Raw genomic sequence first — 16,337 nt, 5'->3', positions numbered from 1 at the left:
ACGTATAATGATTTTCCAATCTTTACACATTTATGTTGTCCCTAAAAATATGCTAAATACCATTAATCCTAATGGAAAATCTCTAGTTCTTACACACAAATCCAAAACAAAAGACCTTATATTTCTATAAGGTCTTCGAAACAGAAATTTGATTATAACACAAGGATCTTATCGTTTCAAAAAGACCCTTGGTAAAATATATCAAAGTAAAGGCTTCCAATTGCTATTTAACAGGGATTAAAAAATATCATTTATGAAAGAAATTTGGAGTAAGAATATCATTTGGATAAGGTTTATGATAGATATGAGTTGTAGCTGGTGATAACGGTGGAATAAGCCATACCCAGTTTCCTGTCACGACTCGGCCACAAGCTGTTTCTTGCTTTTCAAATTGCTGGAATTGTTGTGCGGCTGTATGATGATCCACAATGCTTACCCCTTGCTTTTTGAAAGAATGCAAAACAGCTATATTTAATTCAACTAATGCCCTATCTTTCCATAATGTACTGTTTCTTGAAGTATCCAAGTTCATGATTTCCGCAACAGCCGGCAATAAATTATAACGATCATGATCTGCTAAATTGCGAGCTCCAATTTCTGTTCCCATATACCAACCGTTGAACGGAGCAGCTGTATAAGAGATCCCTCCAATTTCTAAACGCATATCTGAAATCATTGGTACTCCATACCATTTTGCCCCTAAGGATGCAAATGGATATTCTGGATGTTCAAGCTCAATCTCCTTTACCTCTTCTTTAGGAATTTCCCTATATACAGGTTTTTGTCCATCAACAGCAAATACAAGCGGCAATACGTCAAAATTCGTACCTTCTCCATTCCAACCGAGTTGCTGACAAAACCCCGTAAATGAAACTGAATGAGAATCACCAATCACTCCGACTTCTGTTTCATATCCCGCATAACGAATCAACTGATGATTATAAATTCGAATGTTGTTTTTTTCACCGTTATACTGCTTAAAAATTGTAATTGTCGGTTTAATTTTCCCGTTATTCGTCGCATATCGAATATGATGAATAAGTGCGTTATATACACCTTCCTCATCATTCACTTCACGAGCATCTAATATATGCATTTTATTCCAAAACAATCTTCCAATACATCGATTACTATTTCTCCAGGCCATCCGTGCACCATGAACAAGCTCATCAAAAGTGTGTTCATACGTTCCTGTCATTTCTATTTCCGATACAATTTGAGTGAGACGTTCTTCTATTTGCTGCTCTCTACCAAGCTCTTGATAGCAAGTTGTAATAAACTTCCTTGCCTCATCTATTAATTCTTTCATTTTATTCATAAACAAGCTCCTTCTATTTCAACAAAACACTACTACTTTACAGTATAAGCAAAAAGGAGTGTAGTAACAAACCTTTAGAAGATGGCCTATATAAATCCAAATTTAAAGGCCAACACAAACCCCTTTCTCTTTAGATAGGAGAGAGTATCCGCCCATGCATAGTAACGGTCAGATCCTCTTCTTCCCCCATGCCGAGTTAAAACAAAGAGAAAACGAGTGTAAGTCACCTTTTCCCTTCGTAACAGCAACTTATATGTTGAAAAATCAAAGTGAATTTATATAGTTCCTTCATTACAATTTATCTTTCTAGGGAATTAACAGAATTATATATTTTATTGTTGACTTATGGAAAAAATAGGTGTAATTTTGAGTTAGGTAAATTCTTTTTACCTAGGGCAAATTTTCAAAAAAAGGAGGAACCATATTTCATTTTATTTGTTCGAGCTTTCATATGACTATGATGAACTAGAGCCATACATTGATAGTACTACTTTGGCTCTTCATCACGGAAAACATCACGCGACATATGTAAAGAATTTAAATCACAAAAACATTAGTTATGCGTATAAGGTAGATTTGGTAATGTAAAAGCAGTATCGTCGAAATCCTCCAACCCCCCCCCGGATTGCCACCGGGGGGGGTTATGAATAACCATTACATTACTTTGATATAATTTTTCAATATATTATGTATATCTACCTTTAACTCTCTAAACTGAAACCCTAGCTCTTTCGCTCTCGTATTATTTATCGTACAATTTGTCATTCCATTATACGGAGCCCTGTTCTCTACTTTTGCTTCAATACAAGCTTTCATCCCTGTATTCCCTTCTACAAAACGAATAACTTCTCTCATGGAAATAACACCATTACTACATGCATTAATTGGACCACTTACATCTATCGTACTAAGCCAAGCTAGAAACTCTCCTGCCTCTTTTTCATGAATAAAAGACATTTCTCCTTCTATATCCTCTACTACAAAAGGCTTTTCCTTTACGATATTTTCAACATAAAATTGCAGTCTCTTTGTATAATCATTTTCACCAATGACAACCGGGAAACGTACTGCAATTACAGGAAATGTTGCATGTTTAAATAAAACGGCCTCTGCTAATCTTTTTCCTTCACTATAAGAAAAATCTTTCCTGTCTCCATAAACAATTGGATACTGATACGGATTGAAATCCTCTTCTTTTAAAGATAATGCTGGCTCATATACAGCCATTGAAGATATAACGATATATTTCTTTACTTTATTATGGAGTACATTGCCTATAACCTTCGCTGCATTAGGGCTATAACATAGGTTATCATATACAACTTCATAACTTTCCCCTACTAACGCTTTCTGAAGTGCCTCTTCATCTTCTCGATCCACAAGAATCCTTTTAACAGCACTGCCAAACGAATCTTTCGTAATTCCCCTTGTTGCAATTGTCACATCATTTCCGGCTTCCAAAAGGCTTTCAACTAATCGTTTTCCAAAAAATCTAGTTCCGCCTAGTACTAATACTTTTTTCATATTCACCATTCCCTAATTATTTTAATTTCTTATGATGACTGAATTACTAAGTGTTGCCCTTATTATACTTGTTAACATATATAAAAAGCAGAGAATCCCCATACAGATTCTCTGCTTCTTCAACTACAGCAATTATCATACTCGATATTTAAAAATACAGTAGCAAAAATATAAAATGGAAAGCACTGAGACATATGTCCATACCTCATATACCACCGGTGTTCCCCATACCCCCATGAAATAAAGAAGAGAAGGAAGCGTAAGCGTTACCCATGATTGTACAAATGCTATTCTGCCAAGGTATTGGTTTATATTCTTTTTCTGTACATTTAATACAAAGAATAAATACCAAAGGAGTGCCCACATAAACCAAGTCAGTGCGTTAACGATGTCTTGAAATTGGATAAATGATACAATCATATAAAATAATGCAACAATGGCTACCCATAGACAAAACCATCCTAATCCATCACTACTCATTCCTGTAATAAAGGTGACACCTACATATAAATATGTCAAACCAAATAAGAAAGTCGCTGCATATGAATACACAGTCCAATTGCTTTGGTCAGAAATCATAATAAGATAAAACGGAATTACAATTTGTAGCACCCCTACAAATAAATTAAAAACACCTGCACTTTTCATTTCTGCCTTTCCTAATATAACAAGACTATTTAAAAATAGTGCTGCACCTGAAAGTAATAATCCAACATAACCCATATATTTTGATGTGAAAAGTCCTTCCTTTTCACAAACTATCCTCCTCATATCATAAAATTATATTAGTAGTATTCTTCTTCTTATTTAGAACGGAATACATAAAATCAAAGTAATATATCAATAACTTGTGCCTCTATATTTCTCGAAAAATAAGTCAGACTTCCTACCTCTAAAGTTGAAATAACACAAAATATAAATACAATCCAGCAATATTTAAAACGTTTTCAATAAAATGTATCTCTTTCAATGAAACACATAGATTCTCCTACTATAACATTTTCCTTGAAAACGATAACATCATCATAACAGTATTACTTCAAAAAATAAATGAGGAAAATTCTAGAAGCAAATTCAAAACCTATTTCTATTAAAAAGACCACATACCTCACGATATGTAGCCCTTATATAGATAGAATATATTCATTTTTTTCTTAAATTACATAACAATATACACATACAAAGTGAGCAAGACTTCCTAATAAGACAAAAATATGAAAAATTTCATGATGCCCCATGTATTTAAATTCTAGCCACTTTGGTTTTGCTCCGTAAATAAATCCACCAATCGTATAAAAAACCCCACCAAGCACTAAAAATAAAATACCCGCTATACTTAGATTTTCTGATAGCGATGGGAAGAATAAAACAATTAACCATCCCATCATAAGATAAATTGCTGTTGATAACCACCTTGGACAGTTGAACCAAAACATTTTAAAAACAATACCACACAAAGCCGTTGCATACACTAGCCCAAATAATAGTAAACCATTTGCATATTCTAATGTAATTAAACAAAAAGGTGCATATGTGCCTGCAATTAAGATGAAAATCATCGAATGATCCAGTTTTCTAAAGAAATAAATAACACGTTCACTTGCTACAACACTGTGATATACGGCCGAAGCTGCATAAAGTATCATCATCCCTACTCCAAATAGAATAACTGCTGAAATTGTAGAAACAGATGGCATTTTTACAGAAACTTTCACAAGCATAGCTAGCAAAGCAATAAATGATAAAATAGCGCCTCCTAGATGGGTAAACGCATTAACCGGTTCTCTCACATAAGCATTCACATTAACAACCCCTTATATAATTACATGTAGTTTTTATAACTACATGTAATTATATACACACTTTAACTAAAGGTCAACATTTACAATTGAATTGTTTCGTAATACTATATTTAGAGATAAAGTATACATCATTCCTACAAAAGTGAGGGTTTATATGGAGAACATAAAGAACTTACTCGAAACATTACATTTAGAAAAAAACATTACACTTGAAGATATCCCTAATGTGGATTTATATGTAGATCAAGTCGTTCAACTATTTGAAAATAACTACGGTGATACAACAAGAACAGAAGATGAAAAAGTGCTTACAAAAACGATGATTAATAACTACGCAAAAGGAAAATTATTCATCCCTATAAAAAATAAGAAATACTCAAAAGAACACATGATTTTAATTAGTTTAATTTATCAATTAAAAGGAGCTCTCTCAATTAATGATATTAAAAGTTCCTTGGCGAATCTCAATGAGAAACTAATAAACGAGAATACTTTTGAGCTAGATACCCTCTATAAAGATTATCTTGAACTTACAGAAATAAATGTGGAGAACTTTAAAAAGGACGTAGATAACCGATTAGCTGAGGTAAAAGCTGCTGCTTCGTTTGAAGATAAAGAGTTAGAAAAATTTTTATTACTAACTTCATTTGTAACAATGAGCAATATGTATAGACGTTTGGCAGAGAAATTAGTTGATGATTTAAAAGAATCTTAACCGCAAAAAACTCCCCACCTGTTAAAGTGGGGAGTTTTTTACTTAATCGCCTCATGAACTTTTAACTGTTTACCTTTAATTGTCGTATTCTTCATTACCTTTAAAACAAGTGGACCTTTACCATTTAATATATCAACATAAGAAACGTTATCTTGTATCGTAATAATTCCTATATCATCCGCTGTAACACCTGGGATTTTGGCAATTGTACCAACGAAATCTACTGCTCGAATCTTCTTTTTCTTTCCGCCGTTAAAGTACAGCTTCATAATATCTTTATTTAATCCTGCACTTTTCTCTTTCTTCATAATTGGTTTAGTGTTTATTTTCTCTTCAAAGGTTGCCTTTTTCTTTGCAACACTCTCTTTTGACGGAGCTTCTATTTTTTGAATTTCAAAACCAATATATTCTTCAATTTCTGCCAAGAATCTCTCTTCATATGGCGTTATAAATGTAATTGCTTTCCCACTATTACCAGCACGCCCCGTTCTTCCTGTCCGGTGTACATAACTTTCTTTTTCTAATGGAATATCATAGTTAATGACATGGGTAATATTTTCAATATCAATTCCTCGCGCCGCTACATCTGTCGCGACTAAATAACGGAATTTCCCTCTTTTGAAGTCATTCATTACTGCAAAGCGGTCTTCTTGTACCATACCGCCATGAAGTTCATCACAAGGATAGCCCGAACGATTTAACTGTCTAAACACACGATCTACATTTTCTTGTGTACGACAAAAAATAATACAACTATCTGGGTTTTCAACAATTGTTATATCTTTTAAAAGTGAAAATTTCTCTTCTTCCCTCACTTCTAAAAGAGAATGTTCAATTTTATCTGTTGTAATGCCCGTCGCCTTAATCTCAATGTTCACTGGTGATTTCATATACATACGAGATAACTTTTCAACATCTTCTGGTAATGTCGCAGAAAATAGCATTGTCATCCGATTTGTAGGTAATTCATCAATAATTGCCTCTACTTGATCGATAAAACCCATATTTAACATTTCATCTGCTTCATCAATCACTAAATACTTCAATTGTTCTAAGAATAGAGTACCTTTTTCAATATGATCTAATACACGCCCAGGTGTTCCGACAACAATATGAGTTTTTTGCTTTAGCTCTAATTTTTGTCGTGCAAACGGTGATTTTCCGTAAACAGCTGTTGCCTTAATCCGTTTGAATCTTCCTATATTCGTGATGTCCTCTTTGACTTGTGCAGCAAGTTCCCTCGTTGGTGTAAGAATCAATGCTTGCGGCTTATTTTCTTCCCACTCAACCATTTCACAAAGCGGGATACCAAAAGAAGCTGTCTTCCCGCTTCCCGTTTGTGATTTCACGACAAGATCTTTTTTTTCTAACGCAACTGGAATTACTTTCCCTTGCACTTCTGTTGGTTGCTCATATTTTAAACCAGTAAGTGCTCTTATAATTTCCTTACTCAATGCATACTCTTTAAAACTTTTCTCGTTCATATACTAACCTCATTTTGTTGTGTATTTTAATTTATTATTTAACCATAATCTAAATATTATATTTGTTATTGCCTACCCTTCATTATACTGAAATTATTTCCCTAATCCGAATCTATGTTCATCATTAAATAAGAAATCGAGTAGAAGGGGATCATCAACCTCCGCCCAATAAAACAAAGAAGCCACGGAAACATAAGTGTTACTCACGAATGTACAGATGCTATTCTTCCAAGATATTAGTTTATAACCTTTTCCTGTACATTCAATACAAAAAATAAATACCAAAGAAGTGCCCACATAAATCAAAACAGTCTATTAACGATGACGTTAAAATGCTATGAGAGAAATTTGTCACCATATGCAATTCAGGAAGTAACTCTAATATCCCACAAACAACTTATTGGACTCATTAACGCTACTATAACGAAATGAGAGGCCATTCAAAACATAACAATTTTGAATGGCCTCTCCTCTGATAAACTACATAAATATGAAATTTATGAAATACCTACAGTGATTTTCTCTTCAGAAAGGTTATCTCTTTTTTCATGAGACACCTTTATATCTTCTTCCTCAATATTCACTGTTTCTTTCACTACATAAATTGGACGATTTTTACTCTCATCATAAATACGTGCAATATATTGTCCAACAATACCGAGCCCTAATAATTGGATACCACTGAAGAATGTAATAGCCACCATAATAGATGCCCAACCTGTTTGGATATCTTTCCCAATAACCTTAATTACAAATGAATATAACAATACTGCTATGGAAATAAAAACCGATAATAAACCTATTGTCATTACAATTCTTAATGGTTTCGTAGAGAAAGCAATAATCCCATCTGATGCAAATTTAATCATTTTCTTTAATGGATATTTTGTTTCGCCTGCAAAACGCTCATCGCGTTCATACTCTACATATGTTTGACGGAACCCAATCCAAGACATCATGCCTCGTACAAATCGATTTCGTTCTGTCATTTTCTTAAACACATCTGCTACCTTACGATCAATGATTCGGAAATCACCTGTATCTTTTGGAATATCAATATCAGACATATAGTTTAAGAAACGATAGAAATATTTTGCTGTTAAGAGTTTAAACCATGTCTCACCCTTACGTTGTTTTCTTTTTGCATAAACAACTTCATAGCCTTCTTGCCATTTTGCAATTAACTCAGGAATTACCTCTGGTGGGTCTTGTAAATCTGCATCGATAATGACAATTGCATCTCCACTTGCACAGTCAATACCTGCTGTTACAGCGGTTTGATGGCCAAAGTTGCGTGCGAAGTTCACGACCTTTGCACGATCATCCCCGGCGGCAATTTCTTTTAAAATATCCATTGTACGGTCTGTACTACCATCATTTACAAAAATGAATTCATAGTTAATATTGTTTTGAACCATAACAGATTTCAATCGATTATAACACTCTTGCGCAACTTCTTCTTCAAAATACATAGGAACTACAATTGAAATTAGCTCTTTCATTCTTTACATCCACCTATTTCCACATCATAAAATAACCTCTATATTTATGACATACGAATTCATTGTAATATATAACTCTTATAAAATTACCCTTTGTTATATTTGATCACTAAGGATTTTATGTCATCACTATAGTCCTTTAATAATGCTTTACCCATATAATAAAATACAAAACAGTTTAATGTTGCTATGAACATTGCCATATTATTCTCACGTGAATAAAGAACAAATATTAAATTTAAAGAGATTGCAAAGGTTAATCCAAGGGTTATGCCTGTCCATTTTATATCATATAATAATACAAATATCACAAAAATTAGCGTTGGGAAACTATATCTCTCATGCATTTGAGTAGGTAACATATAAAATGCAAAACATATAAATGTTGAAGCTTTCAATAACACCACTGTACTGCTTTTACGGTTAAAGAAAACATACAGCCATGCTAAAAATACTGCTACAGCTAGAATCAATAATCCAACCCTCTTTAAACTAAAATGTGGCAAGATAATAATTGAGTCACTTACATCAGGTGTAGTTCCAATTATATAATACCAAATATTCATTGCATTTAAAGTTACGGTTGGAAAAGTTCCTACTGCACTTAAATATCCTTGCTGTAGCATAGCATAAAATGTACCATGAACTGCAAAATAGACCCCAAATATTAATAGTGGTATACAAAATCCAAGTATATACTTAAACAGTTGTTTAAACTCTCTTTTTTCCCACATTACCTTTAGGAAATAAATAGCAAAAACAGGAGCAATTACAATAGATTGAAATTTTGCTAGTAATGCTATAGCAAAAATAACACCAGATAATAGCGGATTAGAAACAAGTAATAATATTGAGCAGACCATTAGTATAGCATGTAACATGTCTATTTGACCCCAAATAGGTCCATCTAGTAATACTGCAGGATTTAATGCCAAAAATGTTACCAATATCGCTCTTATAAAAGGGTTTGCTATTTTTTTAGAAGCTATAGCTAAGATAATTATAGCCACTATATCAAATAAAATAGGTGGCAAACGAACTAAAACATCCCCAGCTACTGCTTGTAAATTAAAAGCAGCTAGTATTTTTCCGTATATACCCAAAATTGCTAAAAAGAATGGTGGATAATTTACACCATAGCCGTGTGCATAAACATCGGCTAACCCGTATTTCCTAACAGTTTCCATCCAGTTAACAAAAAAGTCTTGATCCCCAAGAAACCCTGGTAAGTTTGAAGCTAAATATATACGTATTAAAAACGAAAATACAATTAATATAAGGAAATAGAAATGAATCCAACTTAAATTTTTTAAGCGAAATCCTCTTTTTCTACCGCTTAATCCATCCATATTTTTCCTCCTTGGTTTTTTTATATTTAATCTCAATATTATTAATTAAAATAACAATATAAAATGATATCATATGATTCAAATACCGTCTATTTTTTTCCAATCAAAAGAAAAAATGGTATCATATAAATATTTAAAATTAATAATATTATAATAATTAAATGCAAATCGGTAAGGTGGACCTCATTTACCTTTAATTATTAGTTGAACCAATCAAAATTTTATGGATATTCCTTCTTCATAGCCTACTAGTTGTTGATTAAATCCGTTTAGTCTACTATCCGTTAATATAAAATAAATAAAAAAGGGGCTTTCTTCCCTCTAGAGTAGATAGACCCTTTTTATTTATAGATTCATATCCCTTTAAATTCCCATACATTATATCTACATAAGAAACTTTATCTTGCATTAGGATAATTCCGATATTTATACAGCTTCCCTTGTCTCTTTTAGCATTTTCATATTAGAAACAGCTTCTTCATGCTTCATTTCATCAAATTCATTTTCACTCTTTGCAACAACGATTGTAGCAATTCCATTTCCAATTAAGTTCACAATGGCTCTTCCCTCACTCATAAAACGATCGACACCGAGAAGCAATGCTAATCCTTCTAAAGGGATAACTTTTAGTGCCGCTAACGTAGATGCTAACACAATAAATCCGCTTCCTGTTACACCGGCAGCGCCTTTAGACGTTAACATAAGTACTAAAATAATCGTAATTTGCTGTCCGATAGTTAAATCAACACCAAATACTTGCGCTAAAAAGACAACTGCCATGGATAAATAAATAGATGTACCGTCCAGATTAAAAGAATAACCAGTAGGAATAACGAGACCAACAACAGATTTTGAACAGCCATATCGCTCCATTTTATTCATCATTCTCGGAAGTACAGATTCCGAAGAACTTGTTCCTAATACGATTAATATTTCATCTCGAATAAACTTCAAGTAATTCCATAAGCTAAATCCATATATCTTACAAATAATATTTAAGACAACAAATACAAATAGGAACATCGTTATATATACTGACATCATCAATTTTCCAAGTGGTACAAGTGAAGCAAGACCAAAATGACCGATTGTATATGCCATAGCGCCAAATGCCCCAAGCGGCGCTGCTTTCATTACATAACCAATAATTTTAAAGAATACGTGTGAAAGTTTGTCTAAGAAATCAATCACCGAGTTTCCTTTTTCCCCAAGAGCAGCTAGCCCAACACCGAATAAAATAGAAAAGAATAATACTTGTAAAATATCCCCCTTAGCAAACGCATCAACCATATTAGAAGGAACGATGTGAGTAACAAAATCAATCCAATTGATTCCCTGTCCTCCGCCCTGTGTATATTTAGATACGTCTCCTTTTGCGAGTTCATTAAAGTTAAGTCCGGAACCCGGTTTCATAACATTTACAACGATTAATCCAACAATAAGTGCAAATGTTGTCACAACCTCAAAATAAATAAAAGCTTTTCCGCCAACCTTACCAACCTTCTTCATATCCCCCATTTTCGCAATACCAAGTACAATTGTTAAGAAAATAATTGGCGCAATTACCATTTTTACAGCATTAATAAACGTATCGCCTATTGGCTTCATTTCCTTCCCAACACTTGGCCACATAAGTCCAACTAATACACCGAGTGCAATAGCTGTTAATACTTGAAAGGTTAAATTTTTAAATAGTCGTTTCACCTTCATTTCTCCTCCTCTTTTTCGAAACTTTTCCACCCTTATGTTTTACATAATGATAGCGTTTTCAATAAAGGGTGAGAAGTTTATGGTCATAACGAATATTTTGGTCATTTTGGTCTCACTTTTTCATTTCATGGTACACATAACGGTTGATCGGTCTACCGATGCCGCCATATTGTACTGCCAAATGAATCAAACCCTTTTTCTCTAAATAATCTAAGTAACGCCGAGCTGTAACTCTGGCTATCCCAATTGCACTCGCTACCTCTTCTGCAGAACGAGGTTCATCCTGTTTTTTTACATAAGCCTCAATTTCATTCAATGTAAATTCATTTAATCCTTTTGGTAAATTGCTTGCTGTTTTCTTAGAACGCCCAGAATATAATAATAAATCAAGCTGTTCCTGTGAAATCGCCCCAGATTCCTTCAGACTCACTCTATATTGCCGATATTTTTCTAAAGCTTGCTGAATTCGATATAACTTAAAAGGCTTAATAATATAATCCATCGCCCCATTTTGAAGCATCAGTTTAATCGTTTCCCTATCTTTTGCAGCAGAAACAACGATTACATCAGTTTCTAACTCTTGTTTTCTAAATTCCTGTAATACTTTTATGCCATCCTTTTTCGGCATAAAAATATCTAAAATAACGAGATCTGGATTCATTTTTTGGACGAGGTTAATCCCCTCCTCACCATTATTAGCGACAGCAACTACTTGAAATCCCTTTACACTTCTAATAAATTCTTTATTTACTTCTTGAACCATTGGATCGTCTTCCACCAATAGTACTTTGATTGCCTCTTTATAGTTCATACAATTCCGCCCCCATCTCCATTGGAAAAGTAATGATAAAAGAAGTTCCTTCACCTTGAAAAGATGAAACGTTAATTTCTCCTCTTCCCTTTTCAACAATTTGCTTTACGAGAAACAGTCCATAACCTGTCCCACTCATTTTATTCGCAGTAAATCCTTTCTCATACACCTTTGGTAAATGCTCCTCTTTTATGCCGCATCCATTATCCTCAATCAATATCGCACATATACCTTCTGACTGTTCAATACTAATATCAATTCTTTTATTCTCTACATCAGCTTTCTCAAATGAACCAAATGCATTTTCAATTAAGTTACCTAATAATACAACAAAATCATGTTGATCTAGTTGATAAGGAAATGCTTCTAAATAACTATTTTGATCAATTACAACTTGTATACCTAATTCCTTTCCCCGGCTTACTTTGCTCAAGAGAAGACCGGCGATCGCATCATTTTTAATCGTTTCGTTTAAAAAATTTGTTACACTTCCTTGCTCTTCTGAGGTGTGAAAAGCAAGTTGCAATGCCTTATCCGCTTTACCAAGTTGAATTAAACCTGCTATTGTATGAAGTTTATTCATATGCTCATGGCTTTGTACACGCAGTGCTTCTACAAAGGTTTTCACTCCCGTTAATTCCTCTGCAAGTTTTGTAACTTCCGTACGATCTTGAAAGATTGCCACAGCTCCAATTAATTCATTATCCTTCTTAATCGGTATGCGATTACTTAAAATTACCTTTCCACTTACTTTTATCTCTTCATTGTATACTGCCCGATTCCTCTCCACGATTTCTGGAAGTCTCGTATCCTTTAAAACTGCACGAATGGGCTTCCCTACAACATTTCCATCTACATGAAAAACCTGCTTTGCCTTTTTATTAAAAATGGTAATAATCTCTTGATTATCAATTGCAATCACACCCTCGTTAATCGAATGAAAGGTTGCTGTTCGTTCTTCTAACATTCGTTTAATTTCATAAGGTTCTAACTGAAACATCTGTTTCTTAATATGATTGGCGAGCATCAATGAACCAATTAAACCAAATATTAAAGTTAATATGACAATAAAAATAATCTCTTCTGCTAATCCAAATATAATTTCTCGAAAATTCGGTATTTTATTCCCTACAACAACAACACCAATTTGATTTAAATTTTGATCCTTAATAGGCATAAAAGCACGAATTACAGTACCTATCTCTCCTTTTGCTTTTGAAAAATAAATATGCTCTGCAAATGCTGGTTCTTCATCCGTCCCTTTTGATGGCCTCCCAATCATTTCTTTCACAGGATGAGAATATCGAACTCTCTCCATGTTCATTACTACAATATAATCTGTTTCATTAATCACTCGAATATTTTCAATAGCCGGATTCAGCGTAAACCAACCTGTTGTTTCCTGTAGTGATTTCTTGACATCTGACAGCTCTGCTACCGTCCGCGCCGTATTCATAGATCTAATTCTTAATTCTTTTTCTTCTTTTTGTTGAATATTTGCAATGATAACAATTCCACCTATAAATAACGAAAAAATAACTACTGCATAGGATAAAATCGTAATTTTCCAGCGGATAGGCAATTGTTTCACTGTGTGTTCCCCTTTCCCCTAAAAGCATCTTTACGAATAAAAATCTTCTCGGTATGCTTACAATAATGACCTACGAGGAGGTTTAAGATGAAAAAAATTGCTATTTTTATACTCCTTTTTATTGTTTTAATTACCAGCGCCTTATTTATAAGGTTTCACAGTCTCTTTTCCCAAGGTAAACTTGCTTATGACGATGACCAAGAAGGGCTAAACAAACAAATTGTTTTCAAATTTAGTCATGTTGTAGCAGAAAATACACCTAAAGGACTTGCGGCTAGTAAATTTGCTGAGCTTGTGAACGAGAAATCAAACGGAAATATAAAAATAGAAATTTTCCCAAACGGGAGCCTCTATTCTGATATAGAAGAAATCCGTGCTTTAAAGGCTGGACAAGTTCATTTTATTGCCCCTTCTACCTCAAAACTTGGAATGCTGTCTCACGAATGGGGCGTGCTAGATCTGCCATTTGCATTTCCAAGTTATGAAGCCATTCAAGAAGGCTTAAACGGAAAAATTGGAGAACAATTACTTCAATCCTTACAGAAAGATAAAATTAAAGGTCTTGCCCATTGGTCAAATGGCTTTAAGCAAATCACTTCAAATAAGGGGCCTATTCATACACCTAAAGATATACAGGGACAATCCTTTCGCATTATGCAAAGTGATGTAATCCAATCTCAATTTGACTTATTAAAAGTTGATGCACATCAAGATTCATTTAATTCTACATATAAATTAATTGAAACCGGCAAAGTTGATGGTGAAGAAAATACAATATCAAATATCTACTCTAAAAAATTTTATAACGTTCAAAACTATTTGACAATTAGTAATCATGGGTATTTAGGCTATGTTGTCATGATGGATCAAAAAACATGGAATCAACAAACAGAAAAAACGAAGCAAATATTACTTGAAGCAATGAAAGAAACAACCGAATGGAATAACCATCAATCCATCCGAATGAATGAAAAACAACTTGAACTTATTAAACAAAATTCATCCATCCAAATTCATCAACTAACTGACATGGAAAGAAAAGAGTGGGAAAAGGTACTATCCCCTACATATGAAGACCTTGCTCCTACAATTGGAGAGCAATTGATAAATGATTTAAAAGAGTTGAGAAAGAAATATCAATTTCTTGAAGATAATAAATAACAAAAAAGAAGGGTATTTTTCATACCTTTCTTTTTTGTTATTCCGCTATTATATTTTGAAATATTTTTCCGATATTACCAATTGTTTTTTATAATATAGCTTCCAAAAAACGAACAATATAAAAACAATATAGCGATTTAATTCGTCATTATTTGCGATACTTTTAAATTTTACCCCTATATTTGATAAATAAACTTTAAAACCTTTGACTTAATGAAAAAAATGATGTACATTATCTTTTGGGCGAACATTTTCTTAACTAAAGAATAAAATATTCGTATTTAGGGGTGTAATTCGTGGAAAAAGTATTCGACTATGAAGATATTCAATTAATTCCTGCAAAATGTATAGTAAACAGCCGTTCTGAGTGTGATACAAGTGTCACTTTAGGAAAACATACATTTAAATTACCTGTCGTACCTGCAAATATGCAAACAATTATAGATGAAAAGGTCGCTGTATATTTAGCTGAAAATAAATATTTCTATATCATGCATCGTTTTGAGCCAGAAAAACGTATCTCTTTCATTAGAGATATGCACTCACGTGGATTAATCGCATCCATTAGTGTTGGCGTTAAAGAAGAAGAGTATGAATTTGTACAACAATTAGCTGCTGAGCAGCTTTGTCCTGAATATATTACGATAGATATCGCACATGGTCATTCTAATGCGGTAATAAAAATGATTCAACATATTAAACAACATTTACCTGAAAGCTTTGTTATTGCAGGAAATGTTGGAACTCCAGAAGCAGTAAGAGAATTAGAAAATGCTGGTGCTGATGCAACAAAAGTAGGAATCGGACCTGGTAAAGTATGTATCACAAAAATTAAAACAGGCTTTGGAACTGGTGGCTGGCAATTAGCTGCGCTTCGCTGGTGTGCAAAGGCTGCAAGCAAGCCAATTATTGCTGACGGTGGTATTCGTACTCATGGTGATGTAGCAAAATCAATTAAATTTGGTGCAACTATGGTTATGATCGGTTCGTTATTTGCTGGGCATGAAGAATCCCCAGGGGAAACAATTGAAAAAGATGGAAAGCTCTATAAAGAGTACTTTGGTTCAGCTTCAGAATTTCAAAAAGGCGAAAAGAAAAACGTAGAAGGCAAAAAAATATTTGTCGAGCATAAAGGATCTCTAGAAGATACATTGATCGAAATGGAACAAGATCTTCAGTCCTCTATTTCTTATGCTGGTGGAACGAAATTAGAAGCAATTCGTACCGTAGATTATGTTGTCGTGAAAAACTCAATCTTTAATGGTGATAAAGTATATTAAGCTTTATTTATCTTTTACATGTAATGAATATTGATTCGTATATAAAAAATGAGCAAAGTACTTTATTTCGTACTTGCTCATTTTTTATTC

At 33.5% G+C, this 16,337-nt stretch carries 13 protein-coding genes and 2 pseudogenes; 4 read left to right on the top strand and 11 right to left on the bottom strand.

The features are described 5' to 3' along the window. Nucleotides 1–247 precede the first annotated feature (247 nt). Nucleotides 248–1,318 (bottom strand): nitric oxide synthase oxygenase, encoded by a 1,071-nt coding sequence (locus AAIE21_RS21090; protein ID WP_343268576.1) that lies wholly within the window; start codon nucleotides 1,316–1,318, stop codon nucleotides 248–250. 423 nt (nucleotides 1,319–1,741) lie between these two features. On the opposite strand from AAIE21_RS21090, the pseudogene AAIE21_RS21085 reads away from it, so the two are divergent. Then, nucleotides 1,742–1,861 (top strand): annotated as a pseudogene (locus tag AAIE21_RS21085) (superoxide dismutase); the annotation flags it as partial. Nucleotides 1,862–1,972: 111 nt separating this feature from the next. On the opposite strand, the gene AAIE21_RS21080 reads toward AAIE21_RS21085, so the two are convergent. The 3 genes from AAIE21_RS21080 to trhA form a co-directional block, all read right to left on the bottom strand. After that, nucleotides 1,973–2,842, bottom strand: a complete 870-nt coding sequence (locus AAIE21_RS21080; protein ID WP_343268575.1) for an NAD-dependent epimerase/dehydratase family protein — start codon at nucleotides 2,840–2,842, stop codon at nucleotides 1,973–1,975. A gap of 135 nt (nucleotides 2,843–2,977) precedes the next feature. After that, nucleotides 2,978–3,565 carry an AmiS/UreI family transporter gene (locus AAIE21_RS21075; RefSeq protein ID WP_343268651.1) on the bottom strand — a complete coding sequence of 196 codons (588 nt, stop codon included), beginning with the start codon at nucleotides 3,563–3,565 and terminating at the stop codon, nucleotides 2,978–2,980. A gap of 431 nt (nucleotides 3,566–3,996) precedes the next feature. Continuing rightward, nucleotides 3,997–4,644, bottom strand: coding sequence for a PAQR family membrane homeostasis protein TrhA (gene trhA / locus AAIE21_RS21070; RefSeq protein ID WP_343268574.1), 648 nt, complete (start codon nucleotides 4,642–4,644; stop codon nucleotides 3,997–3,999). Nucleotides 4,645–4,798: 154 nt separating this feature from the next. Between trhA and AAIE21_RS21065 the strand changes: the two genes are divergently transcribed. Further along, complete coding sequence (locus tag AAIE21_RS21065; RefSeq protein ID WP_343268573.1) at nucleotides 4,799–5,359, top strand: DUF1836 domain-containing protein; 561 nt, start codon at nucleotides 4,799–4,801, stop codon at nucleotides 5,357–5,359. 38 nt (nucleotides 5,360–5,397) lie between these two features. On the opposite strand, the gene AAIE21_RS21060 is transcribed toward AAIE21_RS21065, so the two are convergent. From AAIE21_RS21060 to AAIE21_RS21030, 7 genes and pseudogenes are all read right to left on the bottom strand, one after another. Continuing rightward, entirely contained in the window at nucleotides 5,398–6,843 is a 1,446-nt protein-coding gene (locus AAIE21_RS21060) for a DEAD/DEAH box helicase (protein ID WP_343268572.1), read from the bottom strand. A gap of 206 nt (nucleotides 6,844–7,049) precedes the next feature. Beyond that, nucleotides 7,050–7,145 (bottom strand): annotated as a pseudogene (locus AAIE21_RS21055) (AmiS/UreI family transporter); the annotation flags it as partial. A 195-nt stretch (nucleotides 7,146–7,340) separates the two neighbouring features. Beyond that, the gene (locus tag AAIE21_RS21050) at nucleotides 7,341–8,345 is read right to left on the bottom strand and encodes a glycosyltransferase family 2 protein (RefSeq protein WP_343268571.1); all 1,005 of its coding nucleotides are present in this window, start codon (nucleotides 8,343–8,345) and stop codon (nucleotides 7,341–7,343) included. 86 nt (nucleotides 8,346–8,431) lie between these two features. Beyond that, on the bottom strand, nucleotides 8,432–9,694 hold the full coding sequence (locus AAIE21_RS21045; protein ID WP_343268570.1) for a hypothetical protein: 1,263 nt from the start codon (nucleotides 9,692–9,694) through the stop codon (nucleotides 8,432–8,434). A gap of 426 nt (nucleotides 9,695–10,120) precedes the next feature. Next, nucleotides 10,121–11,404: a C4-dicarboxylate transporter DctP gene (gene dctP, locus AAIE21_RS21040; RefSeq protein WP_343268569.1), complete on the bottom strand. Its 1,284-nt coding sequence runs from the start codon at nucleotides 11,402–11,404 to the stop codon at nucleotides 10,121–10,123. A 112-nt stretch (nucleotides 11,405–11,516) separates the two neighbouring features. Next, nucleotides 11,517–12,215, bottom strand: coding sequence for a response regulator (locus AAIE21_RS21035; RefSeq protein ID WP_343268568.1), 699 nt, complete (start codon nucleotides 12,213–12,215; stop codon nucleotides 11,517–11,519). Next, nucleotides 12,205–13,806, bottom strand: a complete 1,602-nt coding sequence (locus AAIE21_RS21030; RefSeq protein WP_343268567.1) for an ATP-binding protein — start codon at nucleotides 13,804–13,806, stop codon at nucleotides 12,205–12,207. The genes AAIE21_RS21035 and AAIE21_RS21030 overlap by 11 nt, the downstream gene beginning before the upstream one ends. Before the next feature lie 87 nt (nucleotides 13,807–13,893). On the opposite strand from AAIE21_RS21030, the gene AAIE21_RS21025 reads away from it, so the two are divergent. Next, nucleotides 13,894–14,967, top strand: coding sequence for a DctP family TRAP transporter solute-binding subunit (locus AAIE21_RS21025; RefSeq protein ID WP_343268566.1), 1,074 nt, complete (start codon nucleotides 13,894–13,896; stop codon nucleotides 14,965–14,967). Nucleotides 14,968–15,263: 296 nt separating this feature from the next. Next, nucleotides 15,264–16,247: a GMP reductase gene (gene guaC / locus AAIE21_RS21020; RefSeq protein ID WP_343268565.1), complete on the top strand. Its 984-nt coding sequence runs from the start codon at nucleotides 15,264–15,266 to the stop codon at nucleotides 16,245–16,247. Nucleotides 16,248–16,337 lie beyond the last annotated feature (90 nt).

This window comes from Paenibacillus sp. 102, assembly GCF_039549175.1.
Lineage (GTDB): Bacteria > Bacillota > Bacilli > Bacillales > Bacillaceae_G > Bacillus_A.
Note: the sequence above shows the minus strand (reverse complement) of the source record. Positions and strands in the feature narration are given on the sequence as shown.